14 protein-coding genes are annotated in these 18,361 nt (G+C 70.1%); 6 read left to right on the forward strand and 8 right to left on the reverse strand.

The window, feature by feature from the left end; translation table 11 throughout:
* Positions 1 to 25: 25 nt before the first annotated feature.
* Positions 26 to 1,192: an LLM class flavin-dependent oxidoreductase gene (locus tag AB5I40_RS07915; RefSeq protein WP_370937774.1), complete on the reverse strand. Its 1,167-nt coding sequence runs from the start codon at positions 1,190 to 1,192 to the stop codon at positions 26 to 28.
* A 208-nt stretch (positions 1,193 to 1,400) separates the two neighbouring features.
* Between AB5I40_RS07915 and AB5I40_RS07920 the strand changes: the two genes are divergently transcribed.
* The 6 genes from AB5I40_RS07920 (at position 1,401) to AB5I40_RS07945 (ending at position 6,258) form a co-directional block, all read left to right on the forward strand.
* A complete protein-coding gene (locus tag AB5I40_RS07920) occupies positions 1,401 to 2,768 on the forward strand; it encodes a cytosine permease (RefSeq protein ID WP_370937775.1) in 1,368 nt (455 codons plus the stop codon).
* Positions 2,765 to 3,172 carry a RidA family protein gene (locus tag AB5I40_RS07925; protein ID WP_370937776.1) on the forward strand — a complete coding sequence of 136 codons (408 nt, stop codon included), beginning with the start codon at positions 2,765 to 2,767 and terminating at the stop codon, positions 3,170 to 3,172. The genes AB5I40_RS07920 and AB5I40_RS07925 overlap by 4 nt, the downstream gene beginning before the upstream one ends.
* Positions 3,173 to 3,195: 23 nt before the next feature.
* Positions 3,196 to 3,984, forward strand: coding sequence for a creatininase family protein (locus AB5I40_RS07930; RefSeq protein ID WP_370937777.1), 789 nt, complete (start codon positions 3,196 to 3,198; stop codon positions 3,982 to 3,984).
* Between the two features lie 34 nt (positions 3,985 to 4,018).
* Positions 4,019 to 4,591 (forward strand): NADPH-dependent FMN reductase, encoded by a 573-nt coding sequence (locus AB5I40_RS07935; RefSeq protein WP_370937778.1) that lies wholly within the window; start codon positions 4,019 to 4,021, stop codon positions 4,589 to 4,591.
* On the forward strand, positions 4,588 to 5,202 hold the full coding sequence (locus tag AB5I40_RS07940; protein ID WP_370937779.1) for a 3,4-dihydroxy-2-butanone-4-phosphate synthase: 615 nt from the start codon (positions 4,588 to 4,590) through the stop codon (positions 5,200 to 5,202). Before AB5I40_RS07935 ends, AB5I40_RS07940 begins: the two co-directional genes overlap by 4 nt.
* Before the next feature lie 324 nt (positions 5,203 to 5,526).
* On the forward strand, positions 5,527 to 6,258 hold the full coding sequence (locus tag AB5I40_RS07945; protein WP_370937780.1) for a twin-arginine translocation signal domain-containing protein: 732 nt from the start codon (positions 5,527 to 5,529) through the stop codon (positions 6,256 to 6,258).
* Positions 6,259 to 6,811: 553 nt separating this feature from the next.
* Here the strand turns inward: AB5I40_RS07945 and AB5I40_RS07950 are convergent.
* Genes AB5I40_RS07950 through AB5I40_RS07980 form a run of 7 tightly spaced genes read right to left on the reverse strand, consistent with a single transcriptional unit; the run spans position 6,812 to position 18,179 of the window.
* Positions 6,812 to 7,492, reverse strand: a complete 681-nt coding sequence (locus tag AB5I40_RS07950; protein WP_370937781.1) for a winged helix-turn-helix transcriptional regulator — start codon at positions 7,490 to 7,492, stop codon at positions 6,812 to 6,814.
* A gap of 12 nt (positions 7,493 to 7,504) precedes the next feature.
* The gene (locus AB5I40_RS07955) at positions 7,505 to 7,936 is read right to left on the reverse strand and encodes an acyl-CoA thioesterase (protein ID WP_370937782.1); all 432 of its coding nucleotides are present in this window, start codon (positions 7,934 to 7,936) and stop codon (positions 7,505 to 7,507) included.
* Complete coding sequence (locus AB5I40_RS07960; RefSeq protein WP_370937783.1) at positions 7,933 to 13,140, reverse strand: SDR family NAD(P)-dependent oxidoreductase; 5,208 nt, start codon at positions 13,138 to 13,140, stop codon at positions 7,933 to 7,935. Before AB5I40_RS07960 ends, AB5I40_RS07955 begins: the two co-directional genes overlap by 4 nt.
* Positions 13,137 to 14,069 (reverse strand): enediyne biosynthesis protein UnbU, encoded by a 933-nt coding sequence (locus AB5I40_RS07965; RefSeq protein WP_370937784.1) that lies wholly within the window; start codon positions 14,067 to 14,069, stop codon positions 13,137 to 13,139. The genes AB5I40_RS07960 and AB5I40_RS07965 overlap by 4 nt, the downstream gene beginning before the upstream one ends.
* Entirely contained in the window at positions 14,066 to 15,985 is a 1,920-nt protein-coding gene (locus AB5I40_RS07970; protein ID WP_370937785.1) for a CRTAC1 family protein, read from the reverse strand. Before AB5I40_RS07970 ends, AB5I40_RS07965 begins: the two co-directional genes overlap by 4 nt.
* Positions 15,982 to 16,920, reverse strand: a complete 939-nt coding sequence (locus tag AB5I40_RS07975; protein ID WP_370937786.1) for a DUF1702 family protein — start codon at positions 16,918 to 16,920, stop codon at positions 15,982 to 15,984. The genes AB5I40_RS07970 and AB5I40_RS07975 overlap by 4 nt, the downstream gene beginning before the upstream one ends.
* Positions 16,917 to 18,179 carry an ABC1 kinase family protein gene (locus AB5I40_RS07980; protein WP_370937787.1) on the reverse strand — a complete coding sequence of 421 codons (1,263 nt, stop codon included), beginning with the start codon at positions 18,177 to 18,179 and terminating at the stop codon, positions 16,917 to 16,919. The genes AB5I40_RS07975 and AB5I40_RS07980 overlap by 4 nt, the downstream gene beginning before the upstream one ends.
* Between the last annotated feature and the right edge of the window lie 182 nt (positions 18,180 to 18,361).

Raw genomic sequence — 18,361 nt, forward strand, 5'->3', positions numbered from 1 at the left:
GAGAGCCGCGCGGTCCGGGAGCGGGTCAGCGCAGCAGCGGCACGACCTGTTCGGTGTAGCGCCGCATCTGCTCGGCGGCCATGTCGTAGGTGTGCCCGGGGAAATGCGGGAACACCACCAGATGTTCGAGGCCGAGCGTGTCCTTGTGGTGCTGCACGATCTCGGCCACTTCCTCCGGCGTGCCGACCGCCCAGCACTTCTGTTTCGTGGACTGCTCCAGCGTCGGCACCAAACCGGCCGGAGCCCGGTTGCCGTCGTCGCCTTGGTACCCGCTGCTCCAGCCGAACGGCGCGAGCAGGTTCCAGAACTCGTCGTGCCCGATCCGCCCGATGCGCCAAGCCTCTTCGTGCGTGTCGGCGATGTGCATGGGCAATACCAGAATGCGGTTCTGCCCCGGAGCGAGCCGGACGCCGTGGCGCTGCTCGTACAGCTCGCCGTAGCGCTCCCACTGGTCGCGGATGTACCCGTGATATTGGTTCCACCACACGCATCCGTGACCGACCTCGGCGGCGTAGTCCAGGGTCGGCGGGCTGGTGACCGCCTGCCAGATCTCGACCGGGTGCAGCGGACCCGGCACCAGGGTCAGCGTGTCGGCCTCGTGGTCGGGGTCGCGGTTGTCCGGCGGCGGAAGCTCGAAGAACTTTCCGTTGTACGAGAAGGTTTCCTGACTCAACGCAGTACGCACGATGTCCATGTACTCGGCGAAAACCTCACGGTTGTGCGCGTCGATGACCTTGCGCTCTTCGCTGGACGACATCACCCCGATGTCCGCCTGATGCGCGGTGAGGCTGCGCAGTTCGCGAGACACCGTGCCCCGGCCGACGCCGAGCACCGCGCGTCCGCCGGAGAGGTTGAGCAGGCTGCTGAAGTCCTCGGCCAGCCGCAGCGGATTCCACTGCGGCACTATGCTGAACATCGACCCCAGCTGGATCCGCGAGGTCCGCGCCGCCAGATGCGACTCGAGCATCATCGCGTTCGGCACGACCTCGTAGCCCTCGTGCTGGAAATGGTGCTCCGCCAGCCAATAACTGTCGTATCCCAGTTCCTCGGCCAGCACACCCATCCCGACCAGCCGCTCGTGCGCGTGCCACACCTGCTCGCGGGTGGCGCGGCGCCGCGCGGCGGGCACCGGGTTTCCGGCGAGCACGTCCGGCATCTCGACCGAGCCGAAGAAGAACACTCCGTGCCGCACAGGGCCTCCATCCCTCCCGGCTCGGCCGGGCTGTGAGCAGACGCAAAATGTAACTGATATCAACACTGTGCGGCGCGACCTGCGGAGTGTCAAGCCCAAACAGGCTCTTGACATCCAAGGAAGGCTCAGCGCAGGCTGTGGCAGCCGTGTTACCTATATCAACATGGACGGTGAATCCGCCGCAGGGGGTTCTTCCGCTGGAGGACAGATGGTCAAAGACGCCCACGCAGTCCGCGCACCCGCCGTATCCGTCGAGCACCACGGCATCGAAAGGATTCCCGACGACCAGCGCCACGGTTCGCCGCGCTCCGCGTTTTCCCTGTGGTTCGCCGGGAATCTGCAGTACTCGGCGCTCGCGGTCGGCGCCATTCCCACCGCGTTCCTCGGCCTGGGGTTCGGCGAAGCCGTTCTCTCGCTGGCCATCGGCATCCTGATCGGCAGCGTGCTGCTGGGCTTCGCCGCCTCGATGGGCCCGCGCGCCGGGGTGCCGCAGATGATCCAGTCGCGCATCCCGTTCGGCTACTACGGCAATTTCCTGCCGGTCCTGCTCCTGTGCCTGACCGGCCTCGGCTACTTCGCGGTGAACACCGTGCTCGGGGCCTATATAGTCCGCGAACTCTTCGGGCTGCCGTTCCTGGTTTCGCTCGTCGCGGTGGCGGCGGTGCAGATCGTCATCGCGATCGTCGGGCACGATCTGGTCCACCAAGCCGAACGTTTCCTCGCGATCGTCGCGTCCGTGCTGTTCCTGATCCTCACCTGGTACGGCCTGGCGAAAGGCAACCTCGCCGCATCCGGCGACGTCCTGCACCGAGGCGCGGGCGGGGTCGCCGGGGGCATGCTGACCACCGTCGCGCTCGCTTCGACCAGGACGTTCGGCTGGTGCATCGGCGGTTCCGACTACACGCGCTACCTGCCGCGCGACACGTCCCGGCGCCGCGTGCTGGTCGCGGCGTTCTCCGGCGCTTCGCTGGCCGGGTTGTGGATGGCGGTCGTCGGAGCCGCGATCGGCACCGTGATCACTGTGGACAGTCCGACCGACCTGGTGGCGAAGCTGATCCCGTCCGGTCTGGCCGCCGTGATCCTGGTGGCGCTGCTGGCGGCCTCGATCTCCGGCAGCGTCCTGGACATCTACAGCGCCTCGCTGAGCCTCCTGATGGTCGGCGCCAAGGTTCGCCGCTGGGTCTCCGCGGTCATCATCGGCGTGCTGGGAACCGTGGTGGGTTTCGTCGCCGGGCACAACGCCGGGTCCGTGTTCGGCACCTTCCAGAATTTCCTGTTCCTGATGGGCTACTGGATCGGCCCCTGGCTAGGGATCGTCGTCGTGGACACGCTGGTCTTCGGCCGCCAGGAGATCGACCCTCACCGGTATTTCGACCACACCCGGCGGTTCCGCCCGGGCCTCGCGGCGTTCGTGCTCGCCATCGCGGTCTCCGTGCCGTTCATGGACCAGAGCCTGTACACCGGCGCGTTCGCCGCCCGCTTCCCGCAGTTCGGCGACCTCACCCCGTGGGTCGCGGGCGCGGCGGCCGCCCTGGCCTACTACCTCATCCGACGCTACCGAAAGGCCGACGAGTGACAAAACAAGCGCTTGGCCCGCTGAAGTACGGCACGACGGTCCAGCCGTGGGGAAGAGGAGCCGCGGCGGGCGGCTTCGTCTTCCTCAGCGGAATCGACGGCGTGACCGACGAACACGGCCGGCCCGCCCACGGCGTCGCCGCGCAAACCCTGGTCACGCTCAACCGAGTCCACCGGCTGCTCGCCGACGCGGGCGCGGAGTTCGAGGACATCGTGCAGTTCGACCAGTTCCTCGCCGATCCCGCCGACCGCGCCGAGTACATGCGGGTCCGCGACGCCTGGCTTGCCGAGCACGCGCCGAAGCTGCTGTCCGAGCGGTCGTACGCGTCGCTGCTGATCTATCCCCCGCTGGCCACGCCCGAGATGCGCGTGGAAATCCGGGCCGTCGCCTACCTCGGCTCCTGAACGCGTTGGAAGGAGAATTCCTGATGGCTTCCCGGTTTTTCGCCGAGCTGAGGGCCTCCCAAGTCGAGGCCGCCTGCGGGCCGTCCTCGGTCGCAGTGCTGCCCGTCGGCGCCATCGAACAGCACGGCCCGCACCTCCCACTCGCCACCGACGCGCTCGTCGCCGAAGCAGTTTCAAACGAAGTCGTTGCCACGCACGGCGAAGACCTCGACCTGTGGCTGCTGCCGACGATCAGCTACGGCCGCTCCGTCGAACACACCTGGGCGGCAGGAACCCTTTCCCTGTCCACCGCGACCTTCGCGGCAACCCTCGACGACATCGGACGCTCGGTCGCCGCCGCCGGCATCCGCAGGCTCGCCCTCGTGAACGGGCACGGCGGAAACGTCTCCGAAATCCAGACCGCACTGCGCGATCTGCGCCTCGCCTACGGCCTGCTCACCTTCGCCGTCAACGTTTTCCTCCCCGAGTCGCACGATCCGGCCTGGGCAGCAAGCGAAAACGGGCTCGGGATCCACGGCGGGGCCGCGGAAACGTCCCTGATGCTGCACCTGCGCCCCGACCTGGTCGACCTCGGCTCCGCGGAACGGCGGATCCCCGCGCAGATGGCCGACAACGTCCACGCCCGCTTCGGCGGAAGCGTCAGTTTCGGCTGGCTGGCCAACGATTTCGGTGCCGAAGGCTATCTCGGCGACCCGACGCTTGCCAGCGCCGAGGCGGGCGCGCGCGGGTTCAAGTCGCTCGCCGGCACCCTGGGCGACCAGCTCGCGGAAGTCGCGCGGTTCGACTTCCCCGATTCCGCCCGGACGCGCTAGTCCCCGTCCCTTCGCCGCAGGAAGCCGGTCCACCATGCACAACCCCCTGATCGTGGGCATCGGCGGCACAGTCCGCCCCGATTCCTCTTCCGAACGAGCCCTTCGCGCGGTCCTCGAAGACGTGCGGGCGCACGGGGCCCGCACCGAACTGTTCACCGCACGGGACCTCGGATTCGCCATGTACGAACCGGATCTCGCGCATCGTTCCGCGTCCGCGACCGCGTTCCTCGACGCGATCCGCCGCGCCGACGGCGTCCTGATCTCGACGCCCGGCTACCACGGCGGTTTGTCCGGCCTGCTCAAGAACGCGCTGGACTACCTCCAGGACCTCGCCGGCGACGACCGCCCTTACCTGCACGGACGCGCCGTCGGCTGCATCGTCAGCGCGTACGGGCCGCAGGCCGGGGTGACGACGCTGACGTCGCTGCGCTCGACCGTCCACGCTCTGCGCGGCTGGCCGACCCCGCTCGGCGTCGTGGTCGACTCGACCGGCCAGCCATTCTCCGCCGACGGCCGTGTTGCCGACCGGAAACTCGCCGCGCAACTCGCCACCGTCGCCGAGCAGGTCGCACGGTTCGCGACCGCGGAGATCCGGACCGTCGCATGACTACTTCCCTCGAGGTACTCCCGCTCGACGCCTTGCTCGCGCCCGGACGGCCGCTCGTGCTCTCCTCCGCCGACGACGCCGCCCTCGTCCTTCCTGCGACCGAAGCGTCCACGAGCGCCCTGGCGTTCGTCATCCGGCACTCGTCCGGACTGCTGGGCGTCGCACTGCCCGGCGACCGGTGCGACGCGCTCGAACTGCCGCCCATGCGGCCGAGTTTCCGCCGAAGTCCCGGCTGGTGCGTCGCGGTCGACGCCGCGACCGGCGTCACCACCGGAATCTCGGCCGCGGACCGGGCGGAGACGATCCGTCGCCTCGCCGCACGCGCCACCCGGCCTGCGGACCTCCATCGGCCAGGCCACGTGCTGCCCTACGCCACGCACCCGCGAGGGATCCTCGGCAGGCTCGCGATCCCCGAAGCGGCCGTCGAACTGTGCCTTCGGGCTGGCATGCCAGCGGCGGCGGTGTTCGCCGCGCTGGTCAGCCCTTCGGATCCGAGGGAAATGGCCACGCCGGACGAAGCCGCTGCCTTCGCCGCCGCGCACGGGTTGCCGGTCGTCGATACTGGCGCGGTTCTCAGGAGCTGCTCGCGGGTGCCTGAATATGGAGGGTGAATTCGGCGCCGCGCTCACCTCGAGAGTCCTTTATGGACAGATGCGACACCGTCCTGCGAGCCGAAGTTGCCCTGACGACAGCGTTTTTCGCCGACACTGCGCCGACGGCCCCGCGATGCCGTCTCCCGGTTCCGGCGGGCGACACCCGATCTGACGACCGGTGTCGCCTGTCCGGCTGACCCGGTCCCCCCGGCGCGGTCGCCGTGGGTCATCGACGGCGGACACGACCAGGTCGATCTTCCTCCGGTCTCTGGCCGCCCCGGCTTCCACTACCTTAAATTCAAGCGAGCCAGAGTCTTCGACACGCACCTGCGGAGGTAGAGGATGCCTGCTCCGAACGACGAGAAACCCGAGGAGCCCGGTTCCGGCAAGGACCGCCGGGACTTCTTGAAAGGGGCCGCCGCCGCGGCCGCGCTGGGGGTGGGCGGGGTCGCGGCCGGCGGCCTGCTGGGCGGGCAGCAGGCCCAGGCCTTCCCGCAGCAGACCGGGCTGCCGCCGATCGGGGCGGAGATCCCGTGCAGCTGCCTGGCGATCAACACGCCGCTGCAGATCCGGACGTCGCTGGTCAGCGTCGATTTCCGGGGCGGGATCAAGGTGCGGGTCGACGTCAACCCGGACGACCCGGTCAACTCGGTGCGGCTGCGGGTCGTCGGGCACCGGGTGTCGGCCGAACTGCCCGGCGCTGCCGGTGCGGACCAAGGCGGCGGCACGATCACGATCGAGCAGAACGACGTCGACGTCGATGCCAAGAGCCTGCTCAAGCTGACCCAGCGGTTCCCGCCGCGCTACGAGCAGATCATGGTGCTGAGCTTCACCATGACGATCGACCAGCCCGAAGACCTGCTGCGCCGGGCGGGCATCCAGTCCAGGAAGGCCTACGAGCCGCTGGTGCTGACCACGAAGGACCCGGCGATGCTGGTCGGGAAGCTGACCCAGTTCCCGCCCCGGGGCGACCTCTACCAATTGCAGAACCCGGTGGACTTGGTGCTGCCCGACGACCCGGACACGACGATCGCGACGATCCAGAAATTCCCGGTGAAGGTGGGCGGACTCTGAGCTCCGGCCTCGCTGAGCGGCCCGGTCCCACTCGTGCGCGGGGGGCCGGGTCACTTCTTCGGCGTGGTGCCGTCGGCGAGCTTCCCGGCCTCGAGAGCACAGAGTCGCCCGCGCGCAGACGAGGATGGCCGCGGCTTCGGACCAGCGCCGCCGAGCACCACGCCACGCGCCTCGAATGATCGGCGGGACTGAACTCCTGGCTTCCACGTTCGCAGAGCGGTCCGCCTCGGCCCCGCCCGCATCCGGACCGGACCGCTTCATCAGGCCCTAGCACCGCCGAACTCCACACCACGAAACTCAAGCCGAACTCACCGCCACCACGTTCGCAGAGCAGCCCGCCTGCCACCCGACCCGCCGCTTCACCAGGCCCCAGCACCGCCGAACTCCACACCACGAAACTCAAGCCGAACTCACCGCCACCACGTTCGCAGAACGGCCCGCCTGCCACCCGACCGCCCGCTTCATCAGGGGCCAGCCGTCGGGCCCCCGCGCCACAAGGCTCGGATGACCGGCGAGACCGAAACCCCCGTTGGCGAGTCCCGCCCAGCCACCCTCACTCGCCTGCCGCAGGACCGGGCCGTTCCATCAATCCCAGCACCGTCGAGCATCGGACCACTGCTTCCGCGTCTCCGGAAAACGTCAGCTTCCCCGTGGCCAGCGCCTCGAACGGGCCGAGCGCACCGGCGCCGATACGGACGAATGTCGTCGCGTCGGTGCGGATGCTCAGCACCGGCGAATCGGCGGGTCCGCGGGCCGTGGTCAGTGTGCCGTGGTCGATCCTCAGATGGAAGGTCTCCTCGTCCACCCGGAATTCGTACGTCTCCGCCGCCTCGGGCAACCGGCTCGCGTCTGCCATTGACTGGACGGCCAGCAGCGCCCAGTGCGGCCGCGTGACCATGTCGGCACCGGGTTCGCCCAGCAGTCCGATGCCCCACTTCGACAGCGCCAGCACCGGTTCCCGCAGCTGTTCGCCCAGCGGGCCGAGCCGGTACGCGTGTCCCGCACCGGTTTCGGAGCGCTCGACGACTCCGGCGGCGCTCAGCTTCTTGAGGCGATCCGCCAGGAGGTTGGTGCCGATGCCGGGCAGGTCCGCGAGCAACTCGGTGTAGCGGCGCGGGCCGAGCAGCAGCTCGCGCACGATGAGCAGCGTCCAGCGTTCGCCGACGGTGTCGAGAGCGGCGGCGAGCCCGCAGTACTGGCGGTACTGCCGCTCCCCTCTTGCGGTGGTCGTCACCACCCCAGCGTACTACTGGATTTTCAAGTACGGCGTGAGGGCCGTCCGGAGTTGCTCGGGGACCGGCACCGGCTCGAGTCCGGCGGGGCCGCGGGTCATGCAGGCGACCGACTGATGTCCGCGGGCGACGAGTTGCGGCACCGCGACCTCGGCCCGGTAGTAGTCGAACGCCATCGCGACGCGGTGACCGTCGAGCTCAGTCAGGGTCATGCGCAGTTCGACGATATCCCCGGCGGTCAGTTCGCCGAAGTATTCGCAGCCGCAGCCGGTAGTGACCACGGCGAACCCGTCGGTGAGCGAGGCGAGAACGTCCGGAGCGTGCTCGGCGAGGAAACGTTCCCGGCAATGTCCTTGCCAGCGAACGTAATGCGCGAAGTAGACGTTGCCGACCAGGTTGGTCTCCTCCAGGGTCACGGGATGGCGGTACCGGTAAGCAGGGGTCATGCGGCACCGCCGACCGTGAGCAGGGCGATCGCGACGGGCAACCGGTATCCGTCCACAGTGAACACGGCGGAGGCGATCCGCGCGCTCCCGGCGGTGAGGACTAGCCATCCACCGTCGTATGCTCCGGAAAGCCTTGCCTCCGAGGGGTTTGCGCTCACCTGGGTCAGGCATCGGGCGACCGTCGAGGCTCGTGCGGCGAGAAGTTCGGACGACTCGTCGCAGGGGCCCGAAATGATCCGGAGCAGTCCGGGATCCGGCGGCTCGTGCGGTTCGACGAATTCCCAGGCGCAGGCGACCGGGCAGGAGCTGTCAGCGTCCACAGCGAACGGTTCGCCGATTGACACTCGCACGGACGGATCGAGTCCGAGTGCGACGGCCGTTCGGGTGAGCGCCACGGACAGCAAAGCCGGCGGCCAGTCGGTGGGCAGGGGTCCGGTGTCGGCCAGGCGCAGGCCGGTCCATCGGACGGCGGGCCGGCCTTCCGCGTCGGTGGCCAGGACGTTCCAGGTGTAGCGGCCGTCGGCGGCGTGTTGTTCGGTGCCGCGGAGTTCCCATCGACCACTCGCGCGCGGGTTGAAGTCGACGCGGTCGCAGGCGACGGGCAGGAGCCGACGTGTGGGCACGCAGGACTGCAGGACGTGCACGGTGGCGTCGTGGGCGGCTGGGTCACCGAGCACCGAGGTGCACCAAGGAGCGTCGTTCGGAGTGATCGTGGCTCGGCAGGACCACGGGTCTGGGACCGCGACCGCGACGACCCGGCGGAACTGTCCAGCGTGGAACAGCAGCCGGTCGTAGAGATCGGTCGGTTCGATCTGGCCGCGATCAGGAACTTCCGGCGGCGCAGCTGCGTTTTCCGAGGGGGACAAAGGGAAAGTGGCGCTGAAGTGGTCGGTTAAGAAGCCTGATTCGGCGCAGCGCAGCACGGCGGTGACGGCGTCGCCCTCCCGCAACGCGCACACCCGGACAACGTGCTCGCCGGTGTCGGGGATGACGACCGGCCGGTCGAACCTGACGTCGCAGGCGGTCGTCAGCGCCCGGCCCGCGACTGTCGAAGCGGCCTGCGCCATGGCTTCCAGCCCGACGACGGCGGGCAGCAGGGTCGCCCCGTCGACGCGATGGCCGTCGAGCCACGGGTCTGTGCGCAGGGAAAGCGTCGAGTCGGCGACGAGTTCGACCCCGGGATGGCCTGCCCGGATCCGCTGCAGGAACCGGCTCGTTCCCGCCGGGAGTTCCTCGCCGAAGCGTCCGTGCACCGACACGTCGGCGGACGTCGACGGCGTGCGCAACAAGCGCAAGAACAGCTCCGTACCCTCTTCGACCGCGATCGGTGTAGCTCCGGAGCGGGCGAGAGCCTGCGCCGCGCCCATGCGTTCGGCCATACCGGCGCCTGACCACGCGGACCAGGCGATGTCGAGCACCCGGCAGTCCGGCAGTTCTCGCGCGAGCCGCCGGGCTTCGGCGCGCAGGAGGCCGTTGGCCAGCGCGTAGTGGCACTCCCCCGCCATCCCGGCCGACCCGATCACTGACCCGAACGTGACCAGCAGTTTCAGCGATTCAGGCGGGACGGCCGCGAGCAACGCGCGCAGCCCGGTGACCTTCGGGCGCAGGTGCGCGCGGATCCGGTCGGGTGTCAGGTCGGCGAACCGGGCCGGTTCGTTGATGCCGCTCGCGTGCAGCAGTGCGGTCACCGGCCCGGTCTCGGCAGTGAGCTTTTCGACGGCGAGCGCGACAGCATCGGGGTCGCCGACGTCTGCGGCCTCGTAGGCGACGCGGATGCCGTCCGCCCGGAGCCGGTCCAGATTGGACTGCAGGAGTTCGTCGGTCTCCGGATGGGAGCGGCCGAGGACGGCGAGGGCAAGGCCGGTCGCGCTGGCCAGTGCGTGCGCGCATTCGTAGCCGATGCCTTTGCCGCCGCCGCTGACCAGGAGCACGTCTTGATCGCCGAGTGGGGTTTCAGCTGGCACCGCGGCTACAAGCTGCTCGCGGGGTTCGTACCAGGCGCCGTCCTCGCCCAGGACCAGTTCGCGGAATCGGCCGGGTTCGGCATGGAGCGCGGAGAAGTCTGTGGCGTGCGCGGGGATCTGGGCGAGGGTGATGCCGAGGTCGGGATGTTCGCGGTGCAGCGAGCGGAAGAAGCCGGTGATCGCGCAGCCGTGCGTCACCACTACGAGTGCTTTGTGGTGCAACGCTTTCTGCCCGGCTTCGAGCAGTGCCTCGACGTCTTCGGGATCGGCCAGGTGCACGGTTTCCGTCGGCCGCCAAGGATCCGGCTGAGCCGGGACCAGTGTCTCGGTGAAACAGGCGAGCCACGGCCGCACGCCCGGTGCCTCCAGGCCGGGTTCCGCGGTCTCCGGGAGGCGTTCGATTTCCGCGATCACCTCGCCGACCGAACTGTCGGCGAACGCCATCGACACCGACGGCAGCGTCCGGCCGAGCGCCGAGGCCGCCTCGACGACGAGCTGGGTCGCCCGCAGCGAACTCAGGTTGAGATCGGCGAGCAGGCGGGCGTCGGAGCCGATCAGTGCCGCGTCGAGTTCGGTGGCCTCGGCGAGCAGGCCGGTGACCGTCGCGGCGGTGTCGCGGGCCGGAGCGGCGTCCATGGCCTCCCGCGGGGCGGGGATCTCCGACGGTGCCACGGAACACGGGTTCGTCAGGAACTCCGGTTCGCGGTCGAGGTCGATGGCGCGCGCGGCCCGTCCGGCGAACCGGGGGACGAGGTTCGCCGCGGCACCGGCGGCGAACAGCGCGGCGGCGGAATCGGCGGCTGCGCGGTCGCCGGATTCGCCGATGTCCAGGCTGACTGTCGGGATCCGCTGACCGGCCAGGGTGCTCAGAGCACGGCCGGAACCCGCTTCGCAGAACAAGTCCGCGTCGACGGCCTGCACCGCGGTCCGGAACTGCACCGGCGCGCAGAGCTGGGCGACGAGCAGTTCCACGAGGTCGTCGTCCTCGGTGAGGCGCCGACCGTACACAGTGGACATCACCGTGCGACGTACCGGAGAAAGTTCGATGCCGTCGAGGAATTTGCGCCACGGAGCGCCACAGGCGGCCATAGCGGGGCTGTGGAAACCGTGGGAAACGGGAAGCCACGTGACACGGAAACCGTGCCGCTCGGCCTCGCGCGCCACTGCTTGGAGTTCGGCCACCGCGCCGGCAAGCACCTGTGATTCGGCGGAGTTGTCGGCGGCGAGCACAACGTCCGTCCCTGCGCAGAGCTCCTCGGGCGCACTCGTCGCGACCGCGAGCATCCCGGTGTCGGATGTGCCGTATGCGCCCATGATCCGGCCGCGTTCGACGGCCAGTTGTTCACCGTCGTCCGCGGACAGACAGCCCGCCCACACGAGCGCGGCAAGTTCGCCGAGGCTGTGCCCGATCGCGACGGTGGCGGTCACGCCCAGTTCCTCGAGCCGCGACAGCGCTGTCCGGGACGCGCGGTAGACCGCGGGCTGGGCCAGCGCGGTGTCGGCCGGTTCCGCGCCGCTCGCGCCCTGCCCGGGGAACAGCAGCGCGACCCGGCCCGGGACGGCGTTTCCGAGCCAGAAGCCCGGTGAGGTCGAGAGCTGTCCGCTTGTCAACGAAGGCATCTCAGCCGCTGCGCGGGTGGCGAGGGAGGCGAGTTCGGCCGGGGTTCGGGCGACAAGCGCGGCCCGGACCGGCCCGGATGGGGTCCGGCGTCCGTACTCGCAGGCGAGGTCATGCAGCTCAGCTCGCGACAGACGTGGCGCTGCCTCGGCGATCCGGGCCAGTTCAGCCGCGACGCGAGCAAGGTCCGGCCCGCTGACGGCGATGACGTCGTACTCCGGCGTCGACCGGGCTGGCACCGGCGACCGGACCGATCGGGGCCGCACTGGGGCGCCCAGCACGACGTGGGTGTTGATGCCGCCGAAGCCCATCGCGCTCACCCCGGCGAACCGGCGACCGTCCGGCCAGGGTTCCGGAGCACGCAGCACCCGCAGGGTCTCCCCGAGCGCCGGGTGCGGCGACGCGCAGCCCGTGGTCGGCGGCAGAAGCCCGGACGACACGCTCAGCGCGGCCTTGACCACCCCGGCGACTCCGGCCGCCGCCTTCGTGTGCCCGATGTTCGCCTTGACCGAGCCGAGCGCGGCGGCCGAAGCGGCCTCGGAGCGCGCTCGGTTCAACGCGGTCAGCTCCACCACATCGCCGACCGCTGTCCCGGTGCCGTGTCCCTCGTACAGGCCGATCTCCGCGTGCTCGATCCCGGCCATCTCGCCCGCCCGGCGCAGCGCGAGCAGCTGCCCGTCCGCCTCGGGCCGGGTGATGCCGCCGCGGCCGTCCGAGGAAACGCCCCAGCCGAGGATTTCCGCGTACACCGGCAATCCCGCCGCATGGGCGTCTTCGGCGCGGGCGAGCGCGAGCATCCCGCAGCCCTCGCCCGGCCAGAATCCCGCCGAACGCTCGTCGTAGATCCGCATCTCCTCGGCGGCGAGCGCGCCGGTCTTGGCGAATCCGACCAGTTCGAACGGGTCGAGCGACAGGTCCACTCCCCCGGCCAGCGCGAAGTCGGCTCCGCCGTCCCGCAGGGCGCGGCAGGCGGTGATCACGGCGAGCATCGACGAAGCACACGCACCGTCCACTGTGTACCCGCCGCCGTGGAAGCCGAAGTGGTTGCAGATGCGGCCCGCGATGGTGTTGGCGAGACTCCCGGCCAGCGTCTCGTCCCCGACCTCGGGAAACGCTGCCAAGTAACGCTTTTCGACCGCCGCGAGGTCCACGTCGTCGAGCGTCGCGCGCAGGACGTCGCGGACGTAGGGCCAGCGCAGCCGCAGTGCCCGGGCGCGGGTCACTTCGCCGGTCAAGCTGTTGCCGACGACGACGGCTACCCGGTCGGCGTCCAAACCGATGCCCGCGGGATGACCTGCATCGGCCAGCGCGCGGTCCGCAGTCTCCAGCGCCAGCCAGTGCGCGGGGTCGGCGGCGCGGAAGGTCGAGCCGGGGATCCGGAACGCTTCCCGGTCGAACTCCCAATCGGCCAGCACCGCGGCCTGGGTGCTGTAGGTCCGGTCCGGGACGCTCGCGTCGGCGCTCCAGTAGTCGGCGAGGTCCAGCCGCCCCGGCGGCAGCAGCCGGAACGCACGGCGTTGGCGGAGCACGGTTTCCCACAGCTGCGCGGGATCGTCCGCGTCCGGGTAACGGCAGGCCATCCCGACGATCGCGATCGGCTCGCCGGATTCGCGGCGGGTCATGCGGGCTCCCGGGCCGGCACCGGCTCGGCGGCGGTGCGCTGCGCCGGGACCAGGACGGTCCACTGAGGACTCTTGCGGGCGGCGACCGCGATGATCACGGCTCGCAGCGCGCAGGTGATGGTCAGTGCGAAGAACAGGCCGAACACGACGTGGAATTGCACGAGCACGCCGTAGACCGCGGCCGTGGCGAGCCCGAAGCAGACCTGGTTCCGCCGGGAAGACGGCGTCGTGCCGGGGTCGGTGATCATGTAGTTGGTGAACAGGACGAACGCCGTCCCGGTGATCGGCAGCACCGCGCTGACCAGCGAGATATCGGTGAACAGCGCGCGCAGCACGGCTTGGGCGAGGAAGCCGCCGACCCAGCCGAGGATCAGCGGCACCTTGCCGGTGAGCTTCGCGTTCAGCATGGTCCCGGCGATCAGCAGCAGCGCGGGCACGACCGCGCCCCACCAGCCGGTGACCCATTCGGTGAACTCGTACGGCGGCGCGATGCCGACCCAGCCGAACAGCAGCAGAACCGCCACGATCCCGACGTTGCTCGGGTTGAGCACGTGCCTGCTCTTGCCGCCGATCCGCACCCGGACGAGGTACTTCGAAGCGACGCCGACGACGGACGCCAGCACCGTCGGCATGAACCGGTCGTTGGCGTACAGGAGCATCGCGCACGCCATACCGGTGATGTAGGCGGGCAGCAGGAAGTCGACCACCGCACCCGGCTTGCCGAGGTACCTCTGACGGCGTCCGGCGGTCGCGGCCTCCACCGACTCCAGCACGATCTCCGCGGTCAGCGCGGCGAACACGGCGACCACCGGGGTGAGATACGCCTGTTCGAAGCCGAGCACCGTGTGGCCGAGCACGGTCAGCACGGTGATCGACGCGCCGAACCGGCGCAGGGCAGCGGAACGGCGTTCGCTCGGAGACTTGGTCACCGGTCCTCCTTGATGGTGCCGTCGGGGTTGAGCCGCAGCTGGTGCCAGCCGGGGGCGAGCGACACCGAACCGTCGTGGCGATGTCCGCAGCCGTCCCGCCATGCCAGGCGGACCGGTACGGCGGACGGCGGTTCACTGCCCAGGCCGAAGTGCAGATCGGGGGCGTTGACGCCGTTGTGCCCGTTGGCCGGGTACACCTGCTGCAGCCGCTTCCCACCGCCCGGCGCGGCGACCTCCGCTTCGGCGCCGATCGCGGGTGACGTCGGCCCCGGTGCGCCTGCGCGGCACGCGTTTTCACCGACAGGTTTTCGCAGGCGCAAGCCCAGGAAAGCACCGGCCGGCGAGGTGTTCCGGTACAAAGTGGACGATGCCCACTGGTTGGCCACGACGAAATCGAGCCGTCCGTCTCCGTCGACGTCGCCGACCGCGAACGAGCGGCTGACCGCGTCGGTGCCGACGCCGACCCGGTCCGCGACGTTCACGTAGCGGCCGTCCGCGTTGCGGGCGAAGAACGTGTTGCGGTCGTGTCCGGACAGGTCGGTTCCCTCGGTGAACCGCGGCCACAGCGCGGGATGGCTCAGCACGAGATCGTTCGACATCGCGGTCTCCTGCAGTTGCGCCCACCGGTTCACCTCGCCGGCGACGAAACCGGTCGCGTGCATGACTTCCTCGGAACCGGAGTTGCCGAAGTCGGCGGCTTTGACGTCCCACGACCATCCTGTGCGGGACAGGCCGAGGTCCTCGCTGTGGTCGTCGTAAGGTGCCACGCCGTCGCGCAATCGGGCAGCTGTTTCGGCGCGGCCCACAGTGGACTGGTAGGCGAAGTTGCTCTCCTGCAACGCGTACGGCTCGGTGATGTTGCTGACCAGGATGTCCGGGACGCCCTTCGCGTCGAGGTCGGCGAAGGCCACGCCCATGCCCTTGAACGAGTCGTTGCCGAGCACCTTCGACTTGGGCGTCGTCGCGTGCCGCGTCCCGGTCGCCGTCCGGAACGCTATCCGGCCTGGAGCGGACTCGTTGACCAGCAGATGATCGGGGCCGAAATCGTTGGCGACGTAAAGATCCGGCAGGCCCCGGCCGCCGATGTCCTGGGAGGCGAGCGCGAGCGCCCACCCGGTCCGTGTCTCTGGCGGGAAGGCGTCGGGCACCTCGGCGAACCGGCGGGAGCCAGCCGAACGGAACAGCCGGAGGGTGCCCCCGTTCGCTGCGTGGGACAGCGAATCGTTCATCGTCAGTTCGGGCTGGTGCGCGGTCGGGTCGAGCACGCGCGCGCCGTCCGGGAAGTAGTTGCCGAACACGAGATCGGTGTGCCCGTCGCCGTCGAAGTCGCCGATCGTGGCGGCGTTGGTGTTCCAGACCTGCCACGGGCTGACCAGCTCGCGCGGCCGAAACGCCGCCGCCGACGGCGTATTCCCTGGCAGTCGCTCGAAAATGACCGGGGAACGGCCCCAGTAGTAGACGACGACGTCCTGGCGGCCGTTCTCGTCCACGTCGGCGGGCAGGCAGCCCATCGGTGCCGCGTAAGACGGCATCTCCAGTCCGGACGGGGCCAGCGTGAACGGCTGGTATCGCGCGCCGGTGCCGGGCGCGGGTTCGACGGTGACCGTGTCCGTGCGGGGATCCACCAGGCAGACGTCGTGCGCGACCGGACCGCCGTCCGCGGCGAACAGCGCCGTCGCCGCGCCCACCGACGAGATCCACGACCGGATCCGGTCGTAGGCCGGAGCGACGGTCCGCAGGTGCCGTCCGCCGGGCGCGTTGTCGGGACTTACCTGGGCGGCGGCGAACGAAAACTGGTTCGCCAGCTCGGTTTCCTCAGCCGAGGACGACTGCGGAACGACCGTGAACGCGAAGACCGCCGCGCAGCCGGACAACGCGACCACGCGGGCCAGATGCCGGCGCAGAAAGGGTCTCATCGGCTCTTCCTCTCCCACAGATACCGGATTTCCGCGCGCCAGCGCTGGTAGTGCGCGAGCGTGGACGGATGGGGCGCGAGCTGCCCGAGCGCCCGGTCGGTCCAGTCCGCGGCGACGTCGGTACTGGCTCCGGCCAGCACTTCGGCCGCTTTGTCGGTGTGCGCGGGCACGATTCCGCTGACCCGCCGCGCGGCGCAGGCGAACGCGCAACCCTGTGCGAGGTGCGCGCGCAATGGCCCGGACAGGTCGGCGAGCCGGGCGAGTTCGGCGGCGTCGGCACCGCCCGCGTAGGTCGCGGCGAGGCCGACCCCGCTCCACAGATCTGCTCGCCGCTCGGCCGGGAACTCCGCGATCCGCAGGGCGACGCCGTCGGGGTCGGCGCACTCGCAGAACCACAGCGCCCGGCCCAGCCCCTGGTCGCGGATCTGGCGCGGTCCGCGGCCGAGCCCGGGTTCGACCCGATGGCGTCCGATGACCCGGTCTGCGTGGAAAAAGCCTTGGTGGAAGCCGTATCCGTCCCAGGCCAGCCAGCGCAGCAGCGGGTCTGTCGCCGTGCTTCGGGAGGGGCGCAGCCGCAGCCGGGCGTAGGCCCAGCCGACGCCGACGTGCACGAGGTGCGGGTGGTCCGCGGCCGGTCCGTGCAGCAGCGCCGCGACCCGGGCGCGCCGGAGCGGCAGGAGCACGTCCAGCAGGGCGGAGCCCATTCCCGCGCCCTCGAACGCGAACCCGCGCAACTCCGGTTCGAGCGCGGAGACCTGCTGGCCGAGCGCCTCGCCGGCTGGCTCGATGGAGGCGTTCAATCCGGTCAGGAACGCGCGGGCAGCCGATTCCAGGACGCCGCGAGCCGGGCCCGGTCGCAACCGGAACCGGCGCAGTCCGAAGTCGACCTGGCTCTTGTCCTGGCGCAGCGCCTTGGCCAGGATCCCGGGGCTCACCGCGCTTCCCCCGGCGCGGCCACGACGTGTTCCATCAGAGCGGTGACCAGCAGGGGCCGGGCCTCCCGCTGGAAGTCGACGCCGGGATGGAACTCCCGCACGGTGCCCTCCAGCACCAGCAGGGACAGGATCGGGAACACGAACTGCGGATCGGCGTGCAGGCCGCGGCGGCGCTGGATGTCGAAGAGCTTGGCGGCGAAAGAAACCAGGTCGAAGTCGGCCGCGTTGCGTCCGGTGTGCTCTTCCACCAGCGCGGCCAGCTCCGCGCGGAATCCCGCGGTGTCGGAGCCTGGGTGCGTCTTCGCGGTCGAAAGCACGATGTCGGCGCAGGCCTCGCCGTCGCCCTGGCTCATGCAGTAGAAGAAGGCGGCGAACTTCTCGCGCGCGGACTCCGAGAGCCGGACGGTGAAACCCGCGTCCACTATGACGATCGAGCCGTCCTCGCGGAAGTAGAGGTTGCCGGGGTGGAGGTCGCAGTGCACCACTCCGTCCAGGAAAAGCATCCGGTACACCGCGCGCAACGCCCGCACGACCGCGTTCTCGCGTTCCTCATCGCCGAGGTCCTCCGGACAGCGGCGCGCCAGCCCGTCCAGGAAGTCCATCACCAGAGTGTCCTCAGTGGACAGTTCATGGCGGACCCCGGGAACGGTCACTCCGTCCGCGACGCTGAGCGCCTCCCGGAATCCGTCGAGCAGCTCCGCTTCTCTCGCGAAATCCAGTTGCGCGCGAATGCTTTCGACGAGCTGCGCGGCGACGGCGTCGACCGGCACGCCGCGCAGCATCGGCAGCCTCGCCGCCAACCCGGCAGCCCGTCGCAGCATCGCGAGATCAGCCGTGAGCGACCGTTCGATGCCTGGCCTGCGCACCTTCGCCGCGACCGTCCGGCCGTCCGGGAGCACCACCCGGTACACGCAGGCGATGCTGCCCGCTCCGACCAATTGCGGCTCGCCTGCCGCGATCCTCAGCGCGGGCGGCATCGTGCGCAGCGGTACCGGCCGAACTTGGTCGTGCAGCCGGGAAAGCGCGCGACACACGCGCGGGGGCAGGATGTCCGCCCGCGTGCTCAACAGCTGGGCGGCCTTCACGAATGCCGGGCCCAGTGCCACGACCGTGTCCGCCAGCCAGACGTCGCGCTCGAACCGTTCGCCGCGCAGCCACGCCGCCGCCGTCGCCGGTCCCAGCAGCAGCGACCGTCCGGCGAGAACCGCGAACGCGCGTGCGGTCCGCAGCGCCACCGTGCCACCCCTCGAAAACGTCATCTCTCCCCTTCGCCGCCCGGGCTGGATGCCCGACGACCGACGTTACAACCAGTAGCGCACGATGTGCTCCGCGTGACTGCAAGACCATCCGGTTCAGCGAAACCGGAGCGGAAGCACTCGGCCGGGCAAGGTGTTTCCCTATCGGGGCAAGGAAATCGGCCGGGCTGACTACCGCCCCTAGG

This window comes from Amycolatopsis sp. cg13 (genome assembly GCF_041346965.1).
GTDB lineage: Bacteria > Actinomycetota > Actinomycetes > Mycobacteriales > Pseudonocardiaceae > Amycolatopsis.